A 22,134-nucleotide genomic window follows, 5' to 3' on the forward strand; every position below is an offset into this window, starting at 1 on the left:
CCGACAGACAGGAAATGTCCAGGAAACAACCAGAAATGGGGATCAAGCTGTAAGGGTGACTGACAAAACTCCTGAAGCCAAGCTGCTCGTCGTCGATGACGAGCCCAACATCCGAGAACTGCTGGCCACTTCGCTGCGGTTCGCCGGATTCGAGGTCGCCGCTGCCGGCAACGGTCGCGAAGCGCTGGAGACCGCGGAGGAGTTCCAGCCCGATCTCGCCGTGCTCGACGTGATGCTTCCCGACATGGACGGCTTCACCGTCACCCGCCGGCTGCGTGCCGCCGGCAAGCACTTCCCGGTGCTCTTCCTCACCGCACGCGATGACACCGATGACAAGATCACCGGCCTCACCGTGGGCGGCGACGACTACGTCACCAAACCCTTCTCGCTGGACGAGGTCGTCGCTCGCATCCGCGCCGTGCTGCGCCGGACCGCGCCCTTCGAGGATGAGGACGCCGTCATCGTCGTGGACAACCTGGAACTCGACGACGACGCCCATGAAGTCCGCCGCGGAGGCGAGATGGTGGAGCTCTCCCCCACCGAGTTCAAGCTCCTGCGCTACCTGATGATGAACCCCAACCGGGTCCTCTCCAAGCAGCAGATCCTCGATCACGTCTGGGAGTACAACTTCAACGGGGACGCCTCCATCGTGGAGTCCTACATCTCTTACCTCCGCCGGAAGATCGACTCCGGATCCGAGGGCGCTCCGATGATCCAGACCAAGCGCGGCGTCGGCTACGTGCTCCAGACCTGGGAGCGCCGGCAGCGCTCGCAGGGCCTGTAACAGACCGGCTGACCCCGCGAGGGATCTCGCCCGGATCCCCTGCGGCACGTAAGGTCTGCGTATGCGCCCGTTCAGCTCCCTGACCCAGACCTGGCGCAAAGCCTCATTGCGCACCCAGCTCGTGCTGATCATGTCCGGGCTGCTGATCCTGACGCTGTTCGTGACCACCTTCGTCTCGGCCTCGCTGTTCCGCCAGGAGCTGCTGCGGAACCTGGACGAGGACATCTACGCGAACGCGAACAACGTCTCGATGTTCCTCACCCGGCGCAGCGCCCCCGAATACGGCGACGCCCAGTCGATCCTGCGCTTCTACGGAATCCTGATCGACGAGGACGGGGAGCTGATGCAGGCCAACTCCACGCACCCCGCCGGCTTCGGCGGAGACATCCCACAGATCCCGAGCATGACCTTCGACGAGGTCTTCGAGCTCTGGCAGGAGGGCGAGCACCTCGACGTCGCCGGCACCCAGGAGGGCTCCCGCGGCTGGCGGGTGCACGTGATGCCGCTGGAGAACGGGGAGGACAGCCTCGCCGTCGCGCTGCCGCTCGAACAGGTCGAGACCTCGGTGGAGCGCGCCACCTTCCTGGTCGCGACCATCGGGTTGATGGCCACGCTCGGCGCCTCCACCATCGCCTACGCCCTGGTCACCCGGGCGTTCCGTTCGCTCTTCCACGTGGAGAAGACCGCCGCGGAGATTGCCGGCGGGGACTTCTCCAAACGCGTCGAGACCTCAGCCCCGCCAGAGACCGAGATCGGCCGGCTCTCCCGCTCGCTCAACGTGATGCTGGAACAGATCGAGACCGCCTTCCAGGCCAAGAGCACCTCGGAGGAGAACATGCGGCGGTTCATCCAGGACGCCTCGCATGAGCTGCGCACTCCCCTGGTGACCATCCGCGGATTCTCCGAGCTCTACCGCCAGGGCGGGGTCAGCGACAGCCCCGAGGCCGTGGGCATGGCCATGGGCCGGATCGAGTCCGAGGCCAAGCGCATGGGCCAGCTCGTCGAAGATATGCTTACCCTCGCCCGCCTGGACGAGCAGCGCCCGCTGCAGAAGGCGCCGCTGGATCTGAACCTGATCGCCCATGACTCCATCATGGACCTGGCCGTCAACGCGCCGGATCGTGAGACCCGAGTGATCGGCCTCGAGGGCGGCTCTCCGGTTCCCGCCCCTGCGGTGGGCGATGAGGGCAAGATTCGCCAGATCGTGATGAACCTGGTCACCAATGCGCTGCGCTACACGCCCCCGGGGACCCCTCTGGAGATCGCAGTCGGCACCAGCGAGGGTGCTGACGGGGAGATCGATGCCGTGCTGGAGGTCCGGGACCATGGCGAGGGGATCGCGGCAGAGGATGCCGCGAAGATCTTCGACCGGTTCTACCGGGCAGACAACTCCCGGCAGCGTGAGACCGGAGGCACCGGCCTGGGCCTGGCCATCTGCGCCGCGATCGCCGCGCAGCACCAGGGAACGGTGCGACACAGCACCACCGAGGGCGGCGGCGCCACGATGACGCTGCGACTGCCGATGGTGGCCCTGGATGACCAGAGCGACCACGAGGCCGACATCGATGAGGAGGAGCTGGACCAGCTCCGTGCAGCGGCCCGGGAGCACCACACTCCCGAGTAGACGGGTCTTCCCCAACCCGGCTGCTGCCAGCCGTCGCGGCTTGCTCCTCCACAGCCCTTCAGGTCCGGCGCTGTGCCCACCGCAGGCCCCGTACTGTGCTCAGCACCGGCAGGGACAGCGGGTCCCTCCGGGCCAATGATCAGCACCGGCTGCGCCGGTCACCCGAGGAGAGAACATGGCGATTCTTCAGATCGACACTGCGGAGCTGCTGGCCAAGAGCCAGACCGTGGAGGCCACGCTGGGCCGTATCCAGACCGACGTCAGCTCGATGGAGTCTCAGCTGCGCCAGCTCCAGGAGTCATGGAAGGGCTCGGCCTCCATGGCGTTCCAGGATGTCCTGACCCAGTGGCGCTCCACTCAGGTCCAGGTCGAGCAGTCCCTGGCCAGCGTGCGCCAGGCGATGGCCTCGGCCTCCAGCCAGTACGAGGAGACCGAATCGGCGAACACCAGGATGTTCGGCCACTGAACAGCAGAGAACCCCGCCGCAGACCAGGTCTGCGACGGGGTTCTCCAGAGTGCGGCGGGGCGCCCGTGATCAGGCGATCACATCATGCCGCCCATGCCGCCCATCGGGTCCATGCCCTCGGCACCGGCGCCGGCACCGTGCTTCTCCGGCTTGTCGGCGACGACGGCCTCGGTGGTGAGGAACAGCGAGGCGATGGAGGCGGCGTTCTGCAGAGCAGAGCGGGTCACCTTCACCGGATCGTTGACGCCTGCCTCGAGCAGGTTCTCGTAGACGCCGGTGGCGGCGTTGAGGCCGTGACCATCGGGGAGTCCGCGGACCTTCTCGGCCACGACGCCGGCTTCCATGCCGGCGTTGATGGCGATCTGCTTCAGCGGGGCCTCCACGGCGAACTTCACGATGTTCGCGCCGGTGGCCTCGTCTCCGCTGAGCTGCAGGGTGGCGAAGGCGCGGGCGCCGGCCTGGATCAGGGCCACGCCGCCGCCGGCGACGATTCCCTCATCCACAGCGGCCTTGGCGTTGCGCACGGCATCTTCGATGCGGTGCTTGCGCTCCTTGAGCTCGACCTCGGTGGCGGCGCCGGCCTTGATGACTGCCACGCCTCCGGCGAGCTTGGCCAGACGCTCCTGGAGCTTCTCGCGATCGTAGTCCGAGTCTGAGTTCTCGATCTCGGCCTTGATCTGGGCCACGCGACCGGCGATCTCGTCGGCCTCGCCGGCGCCTTCGACGATGGTGGTCTCGTCCTTGGTCACGACGACCTTGCGCGCGGTGCCGAGCAGCTCCAGCGTGGTGTTCTCCAGCTTCAGGCCGACCTCTTCGGCGATGACCTGACCGCCGGTGAGGATGGCGATGTCGGCCAGCATGGCCTTGCGGCGGTCACCGAATCCGGGAGCCTTGACGGCCACGGACTTGAAGGTGCCCTTGAGCTTGTTGACCACCAGCGCGGCCAGGGCCTCGCCTTCGACGTCCTCGGCGATGACCAGCAGCGGCTTGCCGGACTGCATGACCTGCTCGAGGACGCCGATGACGTCCTTGACCGAGGAGATCTTGGAGTTGGCGATGAGGATGTAGGGATCCTCCAGGACTGCTTCCTGGCGCTCTGCGTCGGTGACGAAGTAGCCGGAGAGGTAGCCCTTGTCGAAGCGCATGCCCTCGGTGAGCTCGAGCTCAAGACCGAAGGTGTTGGACTCCTCGACGGTGATGACGCCTTCCTTGCCGACCTTGTCCAGCGCCTGAGCGATCAGCTCACCGATCTGGGTGTCGCCGGCAGAGATGGAGGCGGTGGCAGCGATCTGCTCCGTGGTCTCGATCTCCTTGGCCGACTTGAACAGCTCCGCGGTCACGGATTCCACGGCGATGTCGATGCCGCGCTTGAGCGCCATCGGATCGGCGCCGGCCGCGACGTTGCGCAGGCCTTCCTTGACCAGGGCCTGGGCGAGGACGGTGGCGGTGGTGGTGCCGTCGCCAGCGACGTCGTCGGTCTTCTTGGCGACCTCCTTGACCAGCTCAGCGCCGATCTTCTCGTAGGGGTCGTCAAGGGTGATCTCTTTGGCGATCGAGACGCCGTCGTTGGTGATCGTGGGTGCACCCCAGGACTTCTCCAGCACGACGTTGCGGCCGCGGGGACCCAAGGTGACCTTGACGGCATCGGCGAGGACGTTCAGTCCGCGTTCGAGGCCGCGGCGGGCCTCTTCATCGAATGCAATAGTCTTTGCCATAGTGGCGCGTGTCCTTCCTGGACTCGGCTTATCTCAAGCCGTGGTGTGTGACTGTCAGACGTGTTCGCGTCTGCTGGGTCGAACCATTCCAGGTGCCCGCGACGGACGGCCGTTCCCGCGTCACCGGGAACATCTATATGGCCTCACCTGCTCAGGTTCCTCTAGCAGTCTCGACACGAGAGTGCTAAACCAATTTTTAGCACTCTCCCCTACCGAGTGCAAACCTCTGCGCCGATGGCAGATTGTGCCGCCGCAGACGGAACCGGCCCCGAACCTGACCTCCCAGCCGCGCAGGAACCAGACGGTACCCTTGAGGCGTGATTGAGCATAGAGATTCAGGCGTTTCCGCCGTGTACGAGGTCCGTCCGATCAGCCTGGAGGAGCACACCCGCTTCCTCGCAGATCAGCCGACCGCATCGTTCCTGCAGAACCCGCGCTGGCCCGCGGTGAAGAAGGAATGGCAGGCCGAAAGCCTTGGAGTCTTCGACGCCGGCTCAGGTGCCGGTTCCGCGCCGGTGGCCGCCGCGCTGGTGCTCTTCCGCCGACTTCCGATTCCGGCAGCCGTTCCGCTGCTCGGACGCAAGAAGCTCGCGTATATGGCTGAGGGCCCGGTCATGGACCCTGCCGCGGCGGAGCTGGAGCAGATCCTGCCGCCGCTGCTGACGCACCTGAAGTCCTCCGGAGCCTTCCTGATCCGCATGGGTCTGCCCTCCGTGCTGCGCCGCTGGGAGGCCAAGGAGGTCCGCCGGGCTCTCGCCGCCGGGGAGAACACTTCCATCGAGGAGCTCGAGCCGCTCGACGTCGATCCGGCCAGCGCCGCTCAGACCAGCCGCTGGCAGCAGCAGCTCCGGGCGCTGGGCTTCACGGCTCCGGCACCGAGCACCGACTTCGAGGCCGGCCAGCCGCAGTTCCAGGCGCGCATCCCGCTCACCGACGACGCCGGCGCCACGCTGCCCATCGACGACGTCCTGGCGCGCATGGACCAGTCCTCGCGCCGGCAGACCAAGAAGTCGACCCGCTCGGAGCTGACCGTGAGCGTCGGTGCTGAATCGGATCTGCCGGCCTGGCACGCGCTCTACGCCGAGACCGCCGACCGTGATGACTTCACCGGCCGCCCGCTCACCTACTTCCAGGACATGTACCGAGAGCTCAACGCCTCGCCGCTGAGCGAGTGCACGCTCTACTTGGCTCACTTCGAGGAGCAGCTGCTGGCCGCGGCGATCTACGTCCGGCAGGGCCAGTTCGCCTGGTACGTCTATGGCGCGTCCTCCTCGGAGGAGCGCAAGCGCTACGCCCCGCGCGCGCTGCAGCTGCGCCAGATCGAGGACTCCCTGGCCGCTGGCTGCCAGTGGTATGACCTGGGCGGGCTCAGTCCCTCACTCGATCCGGAGTACCCGCTGGCGGGGCTGACGCGGTTCAAGACCACCATGGGCGCCGACGTGGTCCAGACGCTCGGCGAATGGGACTACCCCGTCAATCCGCTGCTGGCCAGGGCGTTCAACCTGTACATGTCGCGGCGCTGAGCGGGCTGGCTGCCGGGGTCGCTGATCCGCCGAGCTGGTCAGGCCCTGCCAGTCAGGCGCAGCCGGTCAGCTGTCCTTGCGGCGCTCTTCCTCGAGGACGCGTCGGCCGATGCTGAAGGCGGTGTTCGCCGCGGGGACCGAGCAGTAGATGGCGCACTGCAGGAAGACCTCCTTGATCTGGTCCTCGGTGAGCCCGTTGCGCAGCGCCGCGCGGACGTGCATCTCAAGCTCCTCCCAGTAGCCTCCGGCGATCAGGGCGGTGAGCGTGATGACCGAGCGGGTCGGCCGGTCCAGGCCGGGCCGGGTCCAGATCGATCCCCACGCGTAGTTGGTGATCAGCTCCTGGAAGTCCTCGGTGAAGCTGTCTTTCTTCGCCTCCGCCCGGTCCACGTGGGCGTCCGAGAGCACCTCGCGGCGCACCTTCATGCCGTCCTGGTAGCTGGAATCAGTCATCGAGGAACTCCTTGAGCAGTCGGGCGGTGGCTTCGGGGGCTTCGGCCGGGGCCTGGTGGGCGACGCCGTCGAGCACTGCGGTCTGTGTGTGCGGGGCTGCAGCGAGGTCCTGCACCGCCGACGGCGGGCAGACCGGATCCTGTTCCCCGCTGATCACCAGCAGCGGCCGGGCCACGCCGGCGAGCTCGCCGGTGAGGTCGTAGCGGCCAAGGGCGCGGCAGGCCGCGGCATAGGAATGGCGGTCGGTGTGCTGCAGGGAGCGCAGCAGCCCGGTGACCACGGCGGGCTGTCGGGCCATGAATCCCGGGGCGAACCAGCGCTGCGCCGAGCCTTCGACCATGGTGGGGGTTCCTGCCTGAGCGACCAGGGCCGCGCGTTCGCTCCACATCTGTGGGTCACCGATCTTCGCGGCCGTGCAGAGGGCCGCGAGGCGGGTGAATCGTGTGTCGGGGCGCAGCGCCAGGGTTAGGCTGACGGTTCCGGCGATCGAGACTCCGGCGGCGTAGATCGGCAGGTCCGCGGGCACACCGTGGTTCCTGCTGAGCTCCGCGACGAGCTCCTCCACCGCGTCCGCGAGGTCAGAGATCTCGAAGGACTCGGTATACGCCTCCGCGTCGCCGTGGCCGGGCAGGTCCCACCCGATCAGCGTGTAGGTCTCCTGCAGGTGTGCCAGGGCGCTCTCCCAGAGGACCGACACGCTGGTCCCCAAGGAGGGGCCCAGCACCAGCAGCGGGCGGGTTCCGGCGCGCAGGTCCTCCACGGACCCGGAGAGCAGCTGCGGCGTCAGGGTCAGGGTGGCCCCTGGTGCTGACGCGGTGGGCTCAGTCCCGGTGGGCTCAGACACGTTCGGCTCAGACACGTTGGGCTCAGACAGGTTGGGCTCAGACTCTGTTGGCTCAGGCATGATCAGTGGATCCTTCCGGCTGGGCGGCGGTCTTGTTGAGCTTCTGCTGGTCGAGGTTCTGCTGGTTGAGGTCCGGCTGGTCGAAGTCTTGAACCGCGGCATCGATGAACTCCTGGGTCCGGCCCAGGTACTGCCGCGGGTCGAGCAGCCGGTCGAGATCAGCGGCACCGGCCTGCTCCCCGAGCTGATCCTCCAGCAGCGGGCGCAGCCCGAGACCTTCGAGGGCGCTGCGCTTCACCACGTCCTGCAGCGCCGTGCGTCCTCCGGGGAAGGAATCACCCAGGCGCGCCATCAGCCGTTCGCTCAGCACGGCGTCGCCGCTGAGCCGCAGGTTCGTCGTCATTGCGTCGGGGCGCACCACCAGTCCCTCGAAGAGCTCTGCGGCGCGGGTGGCGGCACCGCCGCCGAGCCGGGTCAGCTCGACCAGACTCGGCCATTCGGCGTGCCAGGCTCCCGCCGGGCGTTCATCCTCGGCGGTAACCGCCGCCAGGTAGAGCGTGCTCAGCTGAGCCGGCGCGCTCAGCGCCGCGGAGCGGATCAGCGTGGCGAGCACCGGGTTCTGCTTCTGCGGCATCGCGGAGGAGCCACCGCGGCCCGGCGCGGCGGGTTCACGCAGCTCGGCGATCTCGGGGCGCTGGAGCGTGAGCACATCTCCGGCGGCCTTCCCCAGTGCCGCGAGGACGCCGGCGAGTGCGGAGCCGAGGTCCAGGACCACCTGGCGCTGCGTGTGCCAGGGCCGGCCCATCGGGTCCAGGCCCAGTCGGGCCGCAAGATCATGGGTCAGCTGCGCTGTCTGCTGAGCGCCGAGGGCGTCGCTCATCGAGGCCTGGGTGCCTGCGGCTCCGCCCCACTGCAGCGGCAGCTTCGCCGCGGCCAGCTCCAGCCGTCGGATCGCCTGGGTCAGCCCGTCGAGCCAGCCTGCACAGCGCAGCCCGAAGGTCGTCGGCAGTGCGTGCTGGGTCAGCGACCGGGCGACACAGACGGTGTCCCGATGTTCCCGGCTGAGCCTGCTCATCGCCGCGCCGGCTCGACGCGTCTCGGTCAGGACCACAGCCGCGGCGTCCCGGCACACCAGCATCAGCGCCGTGTCGAGGATGTCCTGGCTGGTGGCCCCGCGGTGCAGCGCCGCGTCGGACTCACCCGTCTCCGCCAGTGCGTACCGCACGGCCGCGAGCATCGGGATCACCGGGTTGCCGCCGCCGGGGCTCTGCGCCGCAATCTCCGCGACGCTGATTCCCGCCTGCGCGGGATCCTCGCTGATCGCTGCGATGGCCGCCGCACTCTCTAAGGGGGCCTCGCCAGCATCGGCGAGCGCCTGCGCCCAAGACGCCTCTACGCGCAGCATCGCCCGCAGGATCGACTCCTCGGACATCAGCTGCGCCGTCGGGGTGCCGGCCCATACCGGGTTGAGGATTCCATAGGGTCCGGTCATGCTGAGGGTCCGGTCATGGCTGGGGCGCTCCTGTCGATCAATCCACGGGGCCGGTGAATTGTGGGGTGTTGGGATAGGTGAGGAACACGGTCTCGTCCGCGCCCTGGAAGTGGATGTCGAAGCGCAGGCTGCCGTCGGGCTCTCGGGTCGTGATCAGCGTCTGGCGGCGATCCGCGGGCACCGAGCTCAGCAGGGGGTCCTGTTCGAGCGTGGTGGGGTCTCCCGGCAGGTAGGCCCGGGTGAAGAGCCGGTCCATGAGCCCGCGGGCGAAGACCGTGACCAGGAAGTACGGCGCCACACCACCTTCGGTGCTGCCCGGTTCCACCGTGGTGAAGGAGAAGTGCCCGACGCCGTCGACGGCGGCTCGGCCCCATCCGGTGAAGGTGTATCCGTCCCGGTGCAGGGATCCTGGCTGCTGGGAGATCACGCCGTGCTCGTCGGGCTGCCAGATCTCCAGCAGCGCGTCGGGCACCGGCACGCCGTCGCCGTCGTAGACGGTGCCGTGCAGCCGCACGGCACCCGGGTGGGAGCGGTCCACCAGGGCCTCGCCGCCGGCGTAGGGCAGCGCGTAGCCGAAGAAGGGTCCTACGGTCTGGCCGGGGGTAGGGGTGAGTTTCATATCAGTGCTCCTCCTCCTGCTCGGCCCAGGTGCGGTTGCTTCCGGAAAGGACGATGTCCCAACGGTAGCCGGTGTTCCATTCGTGCTGGGAGACCGAGTGGTCGTAGCTGGCGACCAGGCGATCGCGGGCGGCCTGGTCGGTGATGGACTGGTAGATCGGGTCCAGATCGAAGATCGGGTCCCCGGGGAAGTACATCTGGGTCACGATCCGCTGGGTGAAGTCGGTGCCGAAGAGCGAGAAGTGGATGTGCGCAGAGCGCCAGGCGTTGTGGTGGTTCTTCCACGGATACGGCGCCGGCTTGATGGTGGTGAAGCTGTACTCCCCGTCGGGACCGGTGAGCGCGCGTCCGACGCCGGTGAAGTTGGGATCCAGCGGCGCGGGATGCTGGTCGCGCTTGTGCATGTAGCGTCCCGCGGCGTTGGCCTGCCACATCTCCACCAGCTGCCCGGCGACCGCGCGACCGTCACCGTCGAGCACCCGGCCGGTCACGATGATCCGCTCCCCGATGGGCTCACCGTTGTGCTGGATGGTCAGGTCCGCCTCCAGCGGGGAGACGTCGCGGTGCCCGAAGGCCGGGCTGTAGAGCTCGATGTCCTCGGGGTCCGCGTGATGCAGAGACTTCGTCGGGTGCCTCAGCAGCGAACTCCGGTAGGGGGCGAAGTTCAGCCGGGCGTTGGTCTCCACCTGACCGCCGGCGTCGCGCTGGGCTCGGTACTCCCCGTGGATGGCGGCGATCTCGGCGTCGATCTCCGCCTGAGTGAGGACGGCGGCGTCCGGGTCTGTGTTCTTCTCGGCCATGAGACTCTCGCTCCTTGGAGTGGATCGGCGGCACGCTTCGCCGGGGTGTGACGTGGTTCTCACCCAGTCTGCCCGCCGACGCGCGGCGACCGCCACACGATTGCCATTCAATGGCCCATCCCCTCCAGTGCGCGGGTGATTCCGCGGGCCGCGGTCTGCAGCGCCATCAGGAACTGGGGGATCTCGCTGGAACCGCGCGGGACCACCACCGTCAGCGCGGCCACGGCGTGTCCGCCGGCGTCGAACACCGGCACCGAGACCCCGGTGGTCTCGGCGTTGATCATCCCGCTCAGCTGGGCGTGGCCACGGGCCCGGGCCTCAGCGAGCTCGCGGCGCAGCTGCGGCTGAGACTCCTGGATTAGCGCCCGGCGCGGGTCCCACCAGCTCTCCACCACGTGGGCCGGGGAGTGGGCCAGCAGCACGTGCCCCATCGAGGTCAGGTGTGCCGGCATGGTGGTCGCCACCTCGGCCGGGTTGACCACCGCACCGTGGCGGGAGAGCCGCTCCACGATCAGCACCCCGTGCTCATCGAGCACCGAGAGCTGGGTGGTCTGCCGGACCACCGCGTTGACGTCATGCATGAACGGCAGCGCGGCGGTGCGCAGAGTGCGGCTGATCGGGGCGCTCTGCGCGATCTCCCAGAGCCGCTGCCCCAGGACCAGCTCGCCGGAGGCTGAGGTGGCGAGCAGGCCGTGGGCCCGCATGGTGCGCACCAGCCGGTACCCGGTGGTCCGCGGCAGCCCGGCGGCGTCGATCAGCTCCCCGGCGGGGAGGCTGGGCCGGGTCTCGAGAGCGCCGAGGATCCGCATCGCGCGATCGAGCACCGCGTCACCGCTGGGCGAGTTTGCCATGGGCCCAAGCCTAGCCGCCGTCTGGACGCGGACCCCCGGTCGTCGCCGGACGGGACCGTCCTGCGCCCTTCGTCCTGCACATCCGGTCTGCGCAGCCGTCCTGCGCAGCCAGCCGTGGAAGTTAGCATGTGAGCCATGGCGAACTCCCCCACCGGCGATTCGGTCCTGGACCGGCTGGACCGGGTGCTCTCGACCTTCTCGGCGGTCGACAGCCTGCTCAGCGCGGCCGAGATCGCCCGGCGCACCGGCCTGCCGCCGGCCACCGCCCACCGACTCTGCCGGGACATGGCCGAGCTGGGCTGGCTGGAGGCGCTGCCGGCGGGATACATGGTCGGCACCCGGCTCTGGGAGATGACCAACCGCTCGGCGCCGACGATGAAGCTCGCCGTGCGCGCCCGGCCCTATCTCTCCGATGTCCACACCGTGATGGGCCAGCACGTGCAGCTCGGGGTGATCGAGGGACACGAGGTGCTCTTCGTGGACCGACTCTCGGCGCGGGAGGCCCCGCGCATCCATGGCGGGGTGGCCGGGCGGCTGCCGCTGCATGTCTCAGCCACCGGGCTCGTGCTGCTGGCACACGCCTCCCCCGAGTTCCGCACGTTCTACCGGGCCCACCACCAAGAGGCCGCCCCCGGGCCGATCATCTCCGAGGATCGGCTGGAGCAGGTCCGGCAGCAGGGCTACTGCGCGCAGACCGGGGTGATCGAGCGTGAGGTCACCGGCGTCGCGGTGCCGATCCGACAGCGCGGACGCAACGTGGTGGCCGCCCTGGGCGTGGTCACCGACGACGACGACGTGGCTCGCCGCCCTGCGCCGTGGGTCCAGATGCTGCAGATCGCCGCCCGGGGCATCCAGCGCGAGATCAGCGGGAAGAGCTGACCAGATCCGCGGCTAGGATCGCATTCAATGGGATTCGTGTGGCGTCGGGCACATCGGCTGAGCAGACTGATCCCACAGGGCCGGTCCGGCGGAAGCGGCAGATGCTCGACCGCAGCGGCCCCTCACGAGGGAGAGACATGACCGAGCACACCACCCGAGTCGACGTCGGCATCGTCGGGGGCGGACCGGCAGGGCTGATGACCGCGCTGCTGCTGAAGCGGCGCGGGATCTCCGCTGCCGTGATCGAGACCCGCACCAAGGACACCATCCACCACACCCAGCGCGCCGGGATCCTCGAGGCCGCCACGGTGAACATGCTCCTCGACGCCGAGGTCGGATCACGGGTGCTCACCGACGGCCATGAACATGAGGGCACGGTGCTCAGCTTCGACGGCGAGCAGCACCGCATCGACTTCCAGGCCCTGGTCGGTCGCTCGGTCTGGCTCTACCCGCAGAACGAGGTCTTCTACGACCTCGCCAATGCCTGGGAGCGCGAGGGCGGGGAGATCCACTGGCAGGTCACCGACACGCAGGTGCACGGCGTGGAGACCTCGGCCCCGCGGATCAGCTTCACCGATGCGTCAGGCCAGGCGCGCAGCATCGAGGCGGATCTGATCGTGGGCTCCGACGGGTCCCGCTCGATGTGTCGCAGGCTGATCCCCGAGGCGGTGCGCACCGATCACTTCATCTCCTATCCCTTCGCCTGGTTCGGGATCCTCTGTGAGGCCCCGCCCACAGCCCCGGAGCTGATCTACGCGAACTCCGAGCTCGGCTTCGCGCTGATCTCCCAGCGCAACGCGAGCGTCCAGCGGATGTACTTCCAGTGCGACCCCGACACCGATCCGGACAGCTGGTCCGAGGACGCGATCTTCGATCACATCCAGGCGGTGCTCGGCACTGAGGGCGGCGTCCAGCTCAAGCGTGGGCCGATCATCGAAAAGACCGTGCTGCCGTTCCGCTCCTATGTCTGCGACCCGCTCAGCCACGGCCGGCTCGTGCTGGCCGGCGACGCCGGGCATACGGTCCCACCGACCGGCGCCAAGGGGCTGAACCTGGCCTTCGCCGATGTGCGGGCTCTGGTTCCTCGGGTCGAGGAGTTCATCACCGAGCTGCGCGCCGGCGGGTCTGACCGGGACACGTCTCACCGCCACGCCTCTGAGCGCGAGGCGACGACCGTGGAGACGCCGGAGGCGCTGCGCCGGTACTCCCGCACCGCGCTGGACCGGGTGTGGAAGGCGCAGAACTTCTCCTATTGGGCGACGAACCTGCTGCACCGTCAGCCCGAGGAGAATCCTTTCACCCACCGCCGCCGGCGCGGCGAGTTCGACGCGATCACCGGCTCGGTGCACGGCCAGGCCTACTTCGCGGACTCCTACACCGGGTGGAGCGACTGAGCGCTCCTCCCCTCATCGGCTGAGCGCCGGTTCCATCGGCGGCCGGACGCCGCGGCGCTCGGCTATCGGGGCTCCAGCCGGATCGCTCCGTCAAGGCGGATGGTCTCCCCGTTGAGCATCGGGTTGGCCACGATCTGCATGACCAGCTGGGCGTAGTCCTCGGGCGCGCCGAGCCGGGCGGGATGCAGCGTCTTGGCACGCAGGGATTCTTTGGCCTCCTCCGGCAGACCCGCCATCATGGGGGTCTCGAAGAGTCCAGGGGCGATCGTCATCACCCGGATCGCGTGGCGGGAGAGCTCCCGCGCCGCCGGAAGCGTCATCGAGGCCACGGCTCCTTTGGAGGCCGCGTAGGCGATCTGTCCGATCTGTCCTTCGAAGGCCGCGACCGAGGCGGTGTTGATCAGCACTCCGCGGTCACCCTGGATGGGCTCGTTGTCCTGCATCGCTGCGGCGGCCTGGGTCATCAGGTTCACGGTGCCTCCCACGTTGATGGCCAGGACCCCCATGAACTGCTCCTGGGACAGCGGACCGCCGCGGCCGAGCAGCTTCCCCGGGGTCGCGACGCCGGCGCAGCTCACGGCCACCCGCAGAGGTCCGCGCGCCACAGCGGCAGCCACGGCCGTCCGACTGGTGGCCGGGTCCGCGATGTCTCCCGGGCAGAACAGAGCGGTGCCGCCGAGGGAGGACACGGCGTCGGCCCGCGCTGTGCTGCCGACGGCATCGGGGAGGTCCACGACCACCACCTGCACCCCGGCGGCGGCGAGCACCTTCGCCGTGGCGAGACCCAGGCCGGATGCTCCCCCGGTCACGATCGCGCTGGCTCCCTGCAGTTCCATCCGGGTCTCCTTCATCGGCCTCAGATAGCGGTCGTAAGGGCGATAGTTGCACATCCAATAACTTGAGCTTAGGCTAGCACACTGAGAGTTGAATCACATGTGAGACCGAGCGGACCAGTGCCTCGCAGGCAGCCCTGAGTCTGATCTCGACGCGAAGGAGTTCGTCCATGACGGATCTGACCCATTTCATCCACGGCGGCCACGTACAGGGCACCTCCGGCCGGAGCCGAGAGATCTTCAACCCGGTCCGCGGCGAGCTCACCGCCCAGGTCCCCCTCGCAAGCTCCGAGGAGGTGACCCGCGCGATCGACTCAGCCCAGGAGGCCTTCGGGGCGTGGTCGGCGATGAACCCGCAGCAGCGCGGACGCATCCTGCTCAGATGGGCGGAGAAGATCAACACCCACCGCGATGAGCTTGCCGAGACGCTCTCCAACGAACACGGCAAGACCTTCGACGACGCCAAGGGGGATATCCAGCGCGGGGTGGAGGTGGTGGAGTTCGGTGCCGGCGCTCCCCACCTGCTCAAGGGAGAGTTCTCCCACGATGCCGCCACCGGGATGGACGTCCACAGCCTGCGCCAGCCCCTGGGGGTCGTCGCCGGCATCACGCCGTTCAACTTCCCCGCCATGATTCCGCTCTGGAAGGCCGGGACCGCCCTGGCCGCGGGCAACACCTTCGTGCTCAAACCCTCCGAGCGCAATCCCTCCGTGCCGCTGCGCCTGGCCGAGCTCGCACTGGAGGCCGGGATGCCGCCCGGCACGCTGAACGTGATCAACGGGGACAAGGAAGCGGTGGACACGCTCATCGAGGACCCCCGGGTCAAGGCCATCGGCTTCGTGGGCTCCACCCCGATCGCCCAGGCCATCTACACCGCGGCCGCAGCCCAGGGAAAGCGCGCACAGTGCTTCGGCGGTGCGAAGAACCACATGGTGATCATGCCCGACGCTGATCTCGACCAGGCCGCCGACGCCCTGATCGGTGCCGGCTACGGCTCCGCGGGCGAGCGGTGCATGGCGATCTCCGTGGCCGTGCCCGTCGGAGAGGCCACGGCGGAGGCGCTGCGCACGAAGCTGCTGGATCGCATCGCCAAGCTCACCGTCGGCCCCTCCCTGGACCCTTCCAGCGATTTCGGCCCGGTGGTCGGCGCGGACGCGAAGGAGCGGATCGAAGGCTATATCGGGCTCGGTGTCGAGGAGGGTGCCGAGCTGGTGGTGGACGGGCGCGGCGTCGTCGTCGAGGGTCACCCGGACGGGTACTGGATCGGCGCCACCCTCTTCGACCACGTCACCCCGTCCATGCGCATCTACAAGGAGGAGATCTTCGGCCCGGTGCTCTGCATCGCGCGCGCCCGGGACTACGAGGAGGCGCTGCGCCTGCCCACAGAGCATGAGTTCGGCAACGGCGTCGCGATCTTCACCCGCGACGGGGACACTGCGCGAGACTTCACCTCCCGAGTGGAGGTGGGCATGGTCGGCGTGAACGTGCCGATCCCGGTGCCCATCGCGTACTACACCTTCGGCGGATGGAAGGCCTCAGGCTTCGGGGACCTCAACCAGCACGGCGTCGATGGGCTGAAGTTCTACTCCAAGACCAAGACGGTCAGCACCCGCTGGCCCTCCGGCACCAAAGAGGGCGCGAGCTTCATCATGCCCGAGGGGAGCTGAACCATGAGCAGCACCAGCAGCACCAGCAGCACCAGCAGTGAAGCATCCGCATACCCCTCCGTGGCGTTCATCGGGCTCGGCAACATGGGGGGCCCGATGGCTGCGAATCTGGTCCAGGCCGGCGTGCAGGTCTATGGCTTCGACCTCAGCGCAGACGCCGTGGAGACGGCCCGGTCCAAGGGCGTCGAGATCCTCACCGATCCGCTCGAGGCGGTGGCGAAGTCTGAGGTGGTGCTGACGATGCTCCCCTCGGGGCGGCACGTGCTTTCGGCCTATCAGGACTCACCCGGGCTGCTCGCAGCCGCCAGGCCGGGCACGATCTTCCTGGACTGCTCCACCATCAACATATCCGAGGCGCAGGAGGCGGCCGAGCTCGCCGAACGTGCCGGCTTCCGCGCCGCCGACGCGCCGGTCTCCGGCGGTGTGGTCGGCGCCGAGGCCGGCAGCCTGGCCTTCATGGCCGGCGGGTCTCGTGAGGTGTTCGAGGAGATCCTCCCGCTGCTGGAGATCATGGGCGGCCGCGTCGTTCACTGTGGCGGCACCGGTCTCGGCCAGGCCGCGAAGCTGTGTAACAACATGATCCTGGGCGTCACCCAGATCGCCGTGGGTGAGGCCTTCGTCCTGGGCGAACGGCTAGGACTGAGCCATCAGGCGCTCTACGACGTGGTGTCCAACGCGTCGGGGCAATGCTGGGCGCTGACCACCAACTGTCCGGTGCCCGGGCCCGTGCCGACCTCCCCTGCCAACCGTGGCTTCACGCCGGGGTTCGCCGGGGCGCTGATGGCCAAGGACCTCACCCTCGCCTCCAACGCGCTGGATGAACAAGGGGTCGATGCGCAGCTGGGGAGACTCGCCGCGGCGATCTTCTCCGAGTTCGCGCAGGGCCCCGGCGAGCGCCAGGACTTCTCTGCCATCATCAACACCATCCGCGAGAACTCCGACGACGCAGGAGCATGAAACATGTCTGAATATCTGACGATCATGGTCGCCAGCGAGGCGCGGGTCGGCACGATCCGGCTGAATCGACCGCAGGCCCTCAACGCGCTGAACACGACGATGATGGACGAGGTCGTGCGCGCGGCCACAGACTTCGACGCCAGCTCCGAGATCGGAGCGATCCTCATCACGGGCTCGGACAAGGCGTTTGCGGCTGGCGCAGACATCAACGAGATGGCCGATCAGGACCACCCGGGAATGTACGCCGCCGACTGGTTCCGCCGCTGGGACGACCTCACACGACTGCGCACACCGATCGTGGCGGCGGTGAACGGCTACGCCCTGGGAGGCGGGTGCGAACTGGCGATGATGGCTGATGTGGTCGTGGCCGGCGCCGGCGCGAAGTTCGGTCAGCCAGAGATCAACCTCGGCGTCATGCCGGGGATGGGCGCCTCGCAGCGGCTGACCCGCGCGGTCGGGAAGGCCAAGGCGATGGACATGATCCTCACCGGGCGACGCATCGACGCCGCGGAGGCCGAGCGCATCGGCCTGGTCTCACGGGTCGTCGCGGATGCGGACACGATCGCCGAGGCCACCGAGGTCGCGGAGCTGATCGCTTCGAAGTCCAAGCCGGCTGCCCAGATGTGCAAAGAGGCCGTGGGCGCGGCCTTCGACACCACGCTGGCCCAGGGACTGCTGTTCGAGCGTCGGATGTTCCACTCGATGTTCTCCCTCGAGGATCAGTCCGAGGGGATGCGCGCGTTCGCCCAGAAGCGGGATCCGGAGTGGAAGCACCGCTGAGCCGGCCGCTCAGGAGGGGAAGTCTCCGGCGCGCTGGCGGAAGTTCGCCAGGATGGTGTTGAGCTCCTCGATCTCCTGCTCCTGAAATCCGGTGCGCTCGAAGAGCTGCTCGTTGAGCGCCTTGGTGGCTTTCTCGACCACATCCTTGCCCTCCGGGGTGAGGACAAGCAGCATCGCACGCCGGTCGGAGTCATGCGGCTCGCGGCGCACCAGCCCCGCGGACTCCAACCGGTCCACGGCATTGGTGATCGACGTCGGATGGACCTGCAGCAGCTTGCTGGCCTTGTTCATCGGCAGCCGCTCTTCCCGGGAGAACCCCAGCAGCGCGAGCACCTCGTACCGCGCGAAGGTGAGCTTGAACGGCTTCAGCACGTCCCTCGCTCGAGCGAGCAGGATCTGCTGAGTGCGCATGATCGCGGTGACCGCCGCGGCAGGGGCGGCCGCGGATGTCCATCCCTGCCGCTCCCAGTTCTTCTGAATCTCGGCGATCGGATCCTTCGCAAGCGGGGGGTGCATGTAGGGAGTCTCCTCTTTAGGGCTCGGACCAGGCATTCTCTGGTTGCACCGGAGTGTATCCGGGAATGGCCGAATGTCGGACGTGCTACAAGGGCAGGGGTCCCGCCGCACACCGGCCCCGTGCTGAGACCGCTGGACTCAACTCCGCCTCAGGCCCAGATCGGCTTCGCGGTACTCCACCCCGAACCCGTCGACGCCCTCACCCGCGGCGGCCCGCTTCTCCTCGGCCTGGCGCAGCTGGACCCGCCGGATCTTCCCCGAGATGGTCTTCGGCAGCTCGGTGAACTCGATGCGGCGGATCCGCTTATAAGGTGCCAGCTTGTTCAGGGCGAACTGCAGGATCTCCGTCGCGGTCGCCTCGTTCGGCTCCCACCCGGAGGCCAGCGTCACATACGCCTTGGGAACCGCCAGTCGCAGCTCATCCGGGGCAGGCACGATGGCCGCCTCCATCACGGCCGGATGCTCGATGAGCACGGATTCCAGCTCGAAGGGCGAGACCTTGTAGTCGCTGGACTTGAAGACGTCATCAGCTCTGCCCACATAGGTGATCACACCGTTCTCGTCTCGGGAGGCGATGTCTCCGGTGTGGTAATACCCATCGCTGAACACCTCGGCGTTCTTCTCCGCGTCGCCGTAATACCCCTTCATCAGACCGACCGGACGCGGATCAAGAGCGAGGCAGATCTCCCCTTCCTCCGCGGCCTTCCCCGACACCGGGTCGATCAGAGCGACGTCGAAGCCCGGAAGGGGCAGTCCCATGGCCCCGAACTTCACTCGGCGTCCTGGCGTGTTGGCGATCTGCAGCGAGGATTCGGTCTGCCCGAAGCCATCACGGATGGTGCACCCCCACGCCCGCTGTACCTGTTCGATGACCTCCGGGTTCAGCGGCTCCCCGGCGGACACGGTGACGCGCGGGGGATTCTTCAGCTGAGCGAGGTCGGCCTTGATGAGCATCCGCCAGACCGTGGGCGGAGCGCAGAAGCTCGTCACCCCGGCGGTGTCCATGCTTCGCATCAGCGCCGCGGCGTCGAACCTGCTGAAGTTGTACAGGAAGATCGTCGCCTCGGCGATCCAGGGGGCGAAGAAGTTCGACCAGGCGTGCTTGGCCCAGCCTGGCGAGGAGACGTTGAGGTGGACGTCACCGGGCTCGAGACCGATCCAGTACAGCGTGGAAAGGTGCCCGACGGGGTAGGAGGTATGCGTATGCTCGACCAGCTTCGGCTTCGACGTCGTGCCAGAGGTGAAGTAGAGCAGCATCGTCTCGTCGGCGCCGGTGCGCACCACCTGCTCCAGCTCCGGGGAGGCGGCATCCGCGTCTGAGAAGGAGTGGACGGTGCGGCCGGGCACCTCGGGGCGGACTGTCGCCTGCCCGTGTGCGTAGACGCCGGGCACGTGGATGAGGGAGTACTCGCCGTGGACCTCGGTGAACTTGAGCAGCGTCTCGGAGTCTCCGACCACCCAGCTCGCTTCGGCGCGGACCACTCGGTCCTGGAGGTCGGCGGGGCCCATCTGTGTGGTGGTGGGGACCAGCACGGCACCGAGCTTGATGGCGCCGAGCATGGTCTCCCAGAGCTCCACCTGGTTCCCGAGGATCAGGATGATCCGGTCTCCGCGCGCGACCCCGATGCCGCTGAGCCAGTTCGCCACCCGGTTGGAAGCTTCGCGCAGCTGCGCGAAGGTGCGGGTGAGCTGTGAACCGTCCTCCTCGAGGATCACCAGCGCGTTCTGTTCAGCGCGCTCAGGGCTCTTCGCCACCTGATCGAACCAGTCGAAGCCGAAGTTGAAGTGTGTGAATCGCGGCCAGACGAACTCTCGGCGCGCGCGCTCCCAATCCTGCTGGGAGCCCACAAGCTGGTCACGAGCTGCCCGGAACTCTTCAGTCACTGTCATTTCTCCACGTCCTCCTCGAGATCTACGTGATGCCGATCACTCTAGAATATACTTGGAAGTCATATAGTTGGTAAAGATTCAGTTTGACGTGCAGTGTCATCGTCGACATGACTGCACGGACCCGGCGCCATCGGACCACAAGGGAGAGCTCGATGATGAAGCAGGCCACACACGACGCCGCAGACCTCATGTCGGCCGGTGAGGATCCCGACCTGATGAACCTGGCCCGTCACCTCGACGACGCGGAGCGAGACCGGCTCGCGCAGATCGAGGAGTACGCCCAGCGCAATATCCGGCGCCAGTGCCTCGCGCCCTGGGAAGAGGGTCGGCTCCCGCTGGAGATCCTCGAGGGGCTCGGCGAGATCGGGCTGGGCGAGCTGCACCTGGACGGATCGTCACCGCTGTTCCGGGGTCTTGCGCATACGGCGCTCGCCCGGGCCGACGTCTCGATCTCCGCGGTGGTGGGCATCCACAACGAACTCATCGTCGGCATGATCGACACCCTGGGCTCCCAGCGGCAGCGGGAGCAGTGGCTCCCAGGCCTGCGCCGGTTCCGGAGCTTCGGAGCCTTCTGCCTGACCGAACCGGACCACGGGTCCGACGTGGCCGGCGGACTGGCCACCTCGGCGACGCTGCGCGGCTCACAGTGGCACATCCAGGGATCCAAGCGCTGGATCGGCATGGGGACCGTGGCCGACGTCGCCCTGGTCTGGGCGCGAGACACCGCCGACGGGGAGGTCAAGGGCTTTCTGGTGCCCACCTCGACCCCGGGATACCAGGCCCGGAAGATCAACAACAAGACCGGCCTGCGGATCATGCCGAACGCCGATATCGAGCTCGATGTCACCGTCGACGAGGACGCCATGCTGCCGGGCGCCACCTCGTTCGCCGCGACGAACCGGGGCCTGCGCAGCTCGCGGGCCTGGGTGGGATGGCAGGCCGTCGGCGCCCAGCAGGCCCTTCTGGACATCGCCCGGACCTATGCGTTGCAGCGGGACCAGTTCGGATCACCGCTGGCCTCGTTTCAGCTCATCCAGGTCGCGCTGGCGAAGGTCGCCGGAAACCTGGCGGTCTCGACCTCGTTCATGGCCGAGCTGACGCGGCTGCAGGCCGACCGCGAGCTGACCATGATGCATGCCTCTCTGGGCAAGGCCACGCTGACCCGGCTGGCCCGCGAGTCGGCAGCTGCCGCACGGGAGATCCTCGGCGGCAACGGAATCCTCAGTGACCATGAGGCGGCCAAGATCGCGGGAGACATCGAGGCGATCTACACCTATGAGGGCTCCCAGGGCATCAATCTGCTGATCGCGGCGCGAGAACTGACCGGAGTCTCCGCCTTCGCTTAGCTCGCAGAAGCAGTGCGGGGCAGGTGTTCAGCCTTCGTATTCGGACCCGATGATCAGGGTGACGAAGCTGGCCTGGTCGTGCTCCTCGACGGTGTCGGCTCCGAAGCTCTCCGCGAGCTCCTCGGCGAGCGCCTGTTCAGCTTCACCGGAACCGGCGGGGTAGACGACGGCGGGAGTCTCGGCACGCGCTTCGAAGTTCCAGCTGCCGTTCCAGACCACGTTGTAGTCGAGCTCCTCGAGCTCGGCGCTCATCGCCGTCTCTCCACCCTCGGCACCCTGGTAGTTCGCGACCTGGACCGGGGTCTCGGTGTCGCTGGCCGGCTGCGGCTCAGTGGGCTCCTCAGCCTCTTCTGCTTCGCCCTCCCCGGCGCCGTCCTCGCCTTCGCCTTCGGCGCCGCCCTCCGTCTCGTCCTCGGTCACCGCAGCGTCCTGGTCCTCGGCGGTGGTCTCAGCGTCGGAGTCGGAGAACGTCGGCACGATAAAGTAGGCGAACGCCCCGACCAGCAGCACGAATCCTGCCAGCAGAGCGATCCAACGCAGGCCGCTGCCGCCGGCGCCGCCGGTTCCGGCTGCGCCTGGAGCCCGGTGCTTGCCGGCCTCCCCCGTCTGATACGGCGGGACGTCGTCGAACTCGTCGTGCGGGTGCTGGCTCATAGGTCCTGTCCTCAAGGTGCGGGGGCGATGCTCGGTGGTGCTGTTCTC

21 protein-coding genes are annotated in these 22,134 nt (G+C 68.0%); 10 read left to right on the forward strand and 11 right to left on the reverse strand.

Annotated elements, in window-relative coordinates; genetic code table 11:
- Window positions 1–55 precede the first annotated feature (55 nt).
- From ACHAA4_RS08580 to ACHAA4_RS08590, 3 genes are all read left to right on the forward strand, one after another.
- Entirely contained in the window at window positions 56–784 is a 729-nt protein-coding gene (locus ACHAA4_RS08580; protein WP_106123625.1) for a response regulator transcription factor, read from the forward strand.
- A gap of 61 nt (window positions 785–845) precedes the next feature.
- The gene (locus ACHAA4_RS08585) at window positions 846–2,408 is read left to right on the forward strand and encodes a sensor histidine kinase (RefSeq protein WP_435773752.1); all 1,563 of its coding nucleotides are present in this window, start codon (window positions 846–848) and stop codon (window positions 2,406–2,408) included.
- A 175-nt stretch (window positions 2,409–2,583) separates the two neighbouring features.
- Window positions 2,584–2,874, forward strand: a complete 291-nt coding sequence (locus tag ACHAA4_RS08590) for a WXG100 family type VII secretion target (RefSeq protein ID WP_435773753.1) — start codon at window positions 2,584–2,586, stop codon at window positions 2,872–2,874.
- Between the two features lie 77 nt (window positions 2,875–2,951).
- Here the strand turns inward: ACHAA4_RS08590 and groL are convergent, their stop codons facing one another.
- Window positions 2,952–4,589 (reverse strand): chaperonin GroEL, encoded by a 1,638-nt coding sequence (groL, locus tag ACHAA4_RS08595; protein ID WP_435773754.1) that lies wholly within the window; start codon window positions 4,587–4,589, stop codon window positions 2,952–2,954.
- A gap of 317 nt (window positions 4,590–4,906) precedes the next feature.
- Here groL and ACHAA4_RS08600 point away from each other — a divergent pair, with 317 nt between their 5' ends.
- Window positions 4,907–6,112 (forward strand): lipid II:glycine glycyltransferase FemX, encoded by a 1,206-nt coding sequence (locus ACHAA4_RS08600; protein WP_435773755.1) that lies wholly within the window; start codon window positions 4,907–4,909, stop codon window positions 6,110–6,112.
- Window positions 6,113–6,178: 66 nt separating this feature from the next.
- Here the strand turns inward: ACHAA4_RS08600 and pcaC are convergent, their stop codons facing one another.
- From pcaC to ACHAA4_RS08630, 6 genes are all read right to left on the reverse strand, one after another.
- Window positions 6,179–6,565, reverse strand: coding sequence for a 4-carboxymuconolactone decarboxylase (gene pcaC, locus ACHAA4_RS08605; RefSeq protein WP_435773756.1), 387 nt, complete (start codon window positions 6,563–6,565; stop codon window positions 6,179–6,181).
- A complete protein-coding gene (locus ACHAA4_RS08610; protein ID WP_435773757.1) occupies window positions 6,558–7,469 on the reverse strand; it encodes an alpha/beta fold hydrolase in 912 nt (303 codons plus the stop codon). The genes pcaC and ACHAA4_RS08610 overlap by 8 nt, the downstream gene beginning before the upstream one ends.
- Entirely contained in the window at window positions 7,462–8,901 is a 1,440-nt protein-coding gene (locus ACHAA4_RS08615) for a lyase family protein (protein ID WP_435773758.1), read from the reverse strand. The genes ACHAA4_RS08610 and ACHAA4_RS08615 overlap by 8 nt, the downstream gene beginning before the upstream one ends.
- 37 nt (window positions 8,902–8,938) lie before the next feature.
- Complete coding sequence (gene pcaG, locus ACHAA4_RS08620; RefSeq protein ID WP_435773759.1) at window positions 8,939–9,520, reverse strand: protocatechuate 3,4-dioxygenase subunit alpha; 582 nt, start codon at window positions 9,518–9,520, stop codon at window positions 8,939–8,941.
- Window position 9,521: 1 nt separating this feature from the next.
- A complete protein-coding gene (pcaH, locus tag ACHAA4_RS08625) occupies window positions 9,522–10,319 on the reverse strand; it encodes a protocatechuate 3,4-dioxygenase subunit beta (protein ID WP_435773760.1) in 798 nt (265 codons plus the stop codon).
- 107 nt (window positions 10,320–10,426) lie between these two features.
- Entirely contained in the window at window positions 10,427–11,170 is a 744-nt protein-coding gene (locus ACHAA4_RS08630) for an IclR family transcriptional regulator (RefSeq protein WP_435773761.1), read from the reverse strand.
- A 135-nt stretch (window positions 11,171–11,305) separates the two neighbouring features.
- Between ACHAA4_RS08630 and ACHAA4_RS08635 the strand changes: the two genes are divergently transcribed.
- Both ACHAA4_RS08635 and ACHAA4_RS08640 read left to right on the forward strand, forming a co-directional pair.
- A complete protein-coding gene (locus ACHAA4_RS08635) occupies window positions 11,306–12,049 on the forward strand; it encodes an IclR family transcriptional regulator (protein WP_435773762.1) in 744 nt (247 codons plus the stop codon).
- Window positions 12,050–12,186: 137 nt separating this feature from the next.
- Complete coding sequence (locus ACHAA4_RS08640) at window positions 12,187–13,443, forward strand: 4-hydroxybenzoate 3-monooxygenase (RefSeq protein WP_435773763.1); 1,257 nt, start codon at window positions 12,187–12,189, stop codon at window positions 13,441–13,443.
- A 62-nt stretch (window positions 13,444–13,505) separates the two neighbouring features.
- Here ACHAA4_RS08640 and ACHAA4_RS08645 read toward each other — a convergent pair whose 3' ends face one another.
- The gene (locus ACHAA4_RS08645) at window positions 13,506–14,279 is read right to left on the reverse strand and encodes an SDR family NAD(P)-dependent oxidoreductase (RefSeq protein ID WP_435773764.1); all 774 of its coding nucleotides are present in this window, start codon (window positions 14,277–14,279) and stop codon (window positions 13,506–13,508) included.
- A 167-nt stretch (window positions 14,280–14,446) separates the two neighbouring features.
- Here ACHAA4_RS08645 and ACHAA4_RS08650 point away from each other — a divergent pair, with 167 nt between their 5' ends.
- From ACHAA4_RS08650 to ACHAA4_RS08660, 3 genes are read left to right on the forward strand one after another with little or no spacing between them, the layout of a single operon-like run.
- A complete protein-coding gene (locus tag ACHAA4_RS08650; protein WP_435773765.1) occupies window positions 14,447–15,943 on the forward strand; it encodes a CoA-acylating methylmalonate-semialdehyde dehydrogenase in 1,497 nt (498 codons plus the stop codon).
- Between the two features lie 3 nt (window positions 15,944–15,946).
- Complete coding sequence (gene mmsB, locus ACHAA4_RS08655; protein WP_435773766.1) at window positions 15,947–16,900, forward strand: 3-hydroxyisobutyrate dehydrogenase; 954 nt, start codon at window positions 15,947–15,949, stop codon at window positions 16,898–16,900.
- Between the two features lie 3 nt (window positions 16,901–16,903).
- The gene (locus tag ACHAA4_RS08660; RefSeq protein ID WP_435773767.1) at window positions 16,904–17,680 is read left to right on the forward strand and encodes an enoyl-CoA hydratase-related protein; all 777 of its coding nucleotides are present in this window, start codon (window positions 16,904–16,906) and stop codon (window positions 17,678–17,680) included.
- 9 nt (window positions 17,681–17,689) lie between these two features.
- On the opposite strand, the gene ACHAA4_RS08665 is transcribed toward ACHAA4_RS08660, so the two are convergent.
- Together ACHAA4_RS08665 and ACHAA4_RS08670 are read right to left on the reverse strand one after the other, a co-directional pair.
- Window positions 17,690–18,196, reverse strand: a complete 507-nt coding sequence (locus tag ACHAA4_RS08665) for a MarR family winged helix-turn-helix transcriptional regulator (RefSeq protein ID WP_435773768.1) — start codon at window positions 18,194–18,196, stop codon at window positions 17,690–17,692.
- Window positions 18,197–18,334: 138 nt separating this feature from the next.
- On the reverse strand, window positions 18,335–20,086 hold the full coding sequence (locus tag ACHAA4_RS08670) for an AMP-binding protein (protein ID WP_435773769.1): 1,752 nt from the start codon (window positions 20,084–20,086) through the stop codon (window positions 18,335–18,337).
- Between the two features lie 152 nt (window positions 20,087–20,238).
- Between ACHAA4_RS08670 and ACHAA4_RS08675 the strand changes: the two genes are divergently transcribed.
- Window positions 20,239–21,432, forward strand: coding sequence for an acyl-CoA dehydrogenase family protein (locus ACHAA4_RS08675; RefSeq protein WP_435773770.1), 1,194 nt, complete (start codon window positions 20,239–20,241; stop codon window positions 21,430–21,432).
- 27 nt (window positions 21,433–21,459) lie between these two features.
- On the opposite strand, the gene ACHAA4_RS08680 is transcribed toward ACHAA4_RS08675, so the two are convergent.
- Window positions 21,460–22,086 (reverse strand): LytR C-terminal domain-containing protein, encoded by a 627-nt coding sequence (locus ACHAA4_RS08680; RefSeq protein WP_435773771.1) that lies wholly within the window; start codon window positions 22,084–22,086, stop codon window positions 21,460–21,462.
- Window positions 22,087–22,134: the final 48 nt, after the last annotated feature.

The sequence above is a fragment of the Nesterenkonia maliinae genome, from assembly GCF_051262655.1.
In the GTDB taxonomy this organism is placed as follows: Bacteria; Actinomycetota; Actinomycetes; order Actinomycetales; family Micrococcaceae; genus Nesterenkonia.

Excerpts from the sequence above, each read along its gene's own strand:
- ACHAA4_RS08585 (WP_435773752.1), top strand. The coding sequence starts at position 846 with ATGCGCCCGTTCAGCTCCCTGACCCAGACCTGGCGCAAAGCCTCATTG.
- ACHAA4_RS08590 (WP_435773753.1), top strand. The coding sequence starts at position 2,584 with ATGGCGATTCTTCAGATCGACACTGCGGAGCTGCTGGCCAAGAGCCAG.
- groL (WP_435773754.1), bottom strand. The coding sequence starts at position 4,589 with ATGGCAAAGACTATTGCATTCGATGAAGAGGCCCGCCGCGGCCTCGAA.
- pcaC (WP_435773756.1), bottom strand. The coding sequence starts at position 6,565 with ATGACTGATTCCAGCTACCAGGACGGCATGAAGGTGCGCCGCGAGGTG.
- ACHAA4_RS08610 (WP_435773757.1), bottom strand. The coding sequence starts at position 7,469 with ATGCCTGAGCCAACAGAGTCTGAGCCCAACCTGTCTGAGCCCAACGTG.
- ACHAA4_RS08615 (WP_435773758.1), bottom strand. The coding sequence starts at position 8,901 with ATGACCGGACCCTATGGAATCCTCAACCCGGTATGGGCCGGCACCCCG.
- pcaG (WP_435773759.1), bottom strand. The coding sequence starts at position 9,520 with ATGAAACTCACCCCTACCCCCGGCCAGACCGTAGGACCCTTCTTCGGC.
- pcaH (WP_435773760.1), bottom strand. The coding sequence starts at position 10,319 with ATGGCCGAGAAGAACACAGACCCGGACGCCGCCGTCCTCACTCAGGCG.
- ACHAA4_RS08630 (WP_435773761.1), bottom strand. The coding sequence starts at position 11,170 with ATGGCAAACTCGCCCAGCGGTGACGCGGTGCTCGATCGCGCGATGCGG.
- ACHAA4_RS08635 (WP_435773762.1), top strand. The coding sequence starts at position 11,306 with ATGGCGAACTCCCCCACCGGCGATTCGGTCCTGGACCGGCTGGACCGG.
- ACHAA4_RS08640 (WP_435773763.1), top strand. The coding sequence starts at position 12,187 with ATGACCGAGCACACCACCCGAGTCGACGTCGGCATCGTCGGGGGCGGA.
- ACHAA4_RS08645 (WP_435773764.1), bottom strand. The coding sequence starts at position 14,279 with ATGGAACTGCAGGGAGCCAGCGCGATCGTGACCGGGGGAGCATCCGGC.
- ACHAA4_RS08650 (WP_435773765.1), top strand. The coding sequence starts at position 14,447 with ATGACGGATCTGACCCATTTCATCCACGGCGGCCACGTACAGGGCACC.
- mmsB (WP_435773766.1), top strand. The coding sequence starts at position 15,947 with ATGAGCAGCACCAGCAGCACCAGCAGCACCAGCAGTGAAGCATCCGCA.
- ACHAA4_RS08660 (WP_435773767.1), top strand. The coding sequence starts at position 16,904 with ATGTCTGAATATCTGACGATCATGGTCGCCAGCGAGGCGCGGGTCGGC.
- ACHAA4_RS08665 (WP_435773768.1), bottom strand. The coding sequence starts at position 18,196 with ATGCACCCCCCGCTTGCGAAGGATCCGATCGCCGAGATTCAGAAGAAC.
- ACHAA4_RS08670 (WP_435773769.1), bottom strand. The coding sequence starts at position 20,086 with ATGACAGTGACTGAAGAGTTCCGGGCAGCTCGTGACCAGCTTGTGGGC.
- ACHAA4_RS08675 (WP_435773770.1), top strand. The coding sequence starts at position 20,239 with ATGATGAAGCAGGCCACACACGACGCCGCAGACCTCATGTCGGCCGGT.
- ACHAA4_RS08680 (WP_435773771.1), bottom strand. The coding sequence starts at position 22,086 with ATGAGCCAGCACCCGCACGACGAGTTCGACGACGTCCCGCCGTATCAG.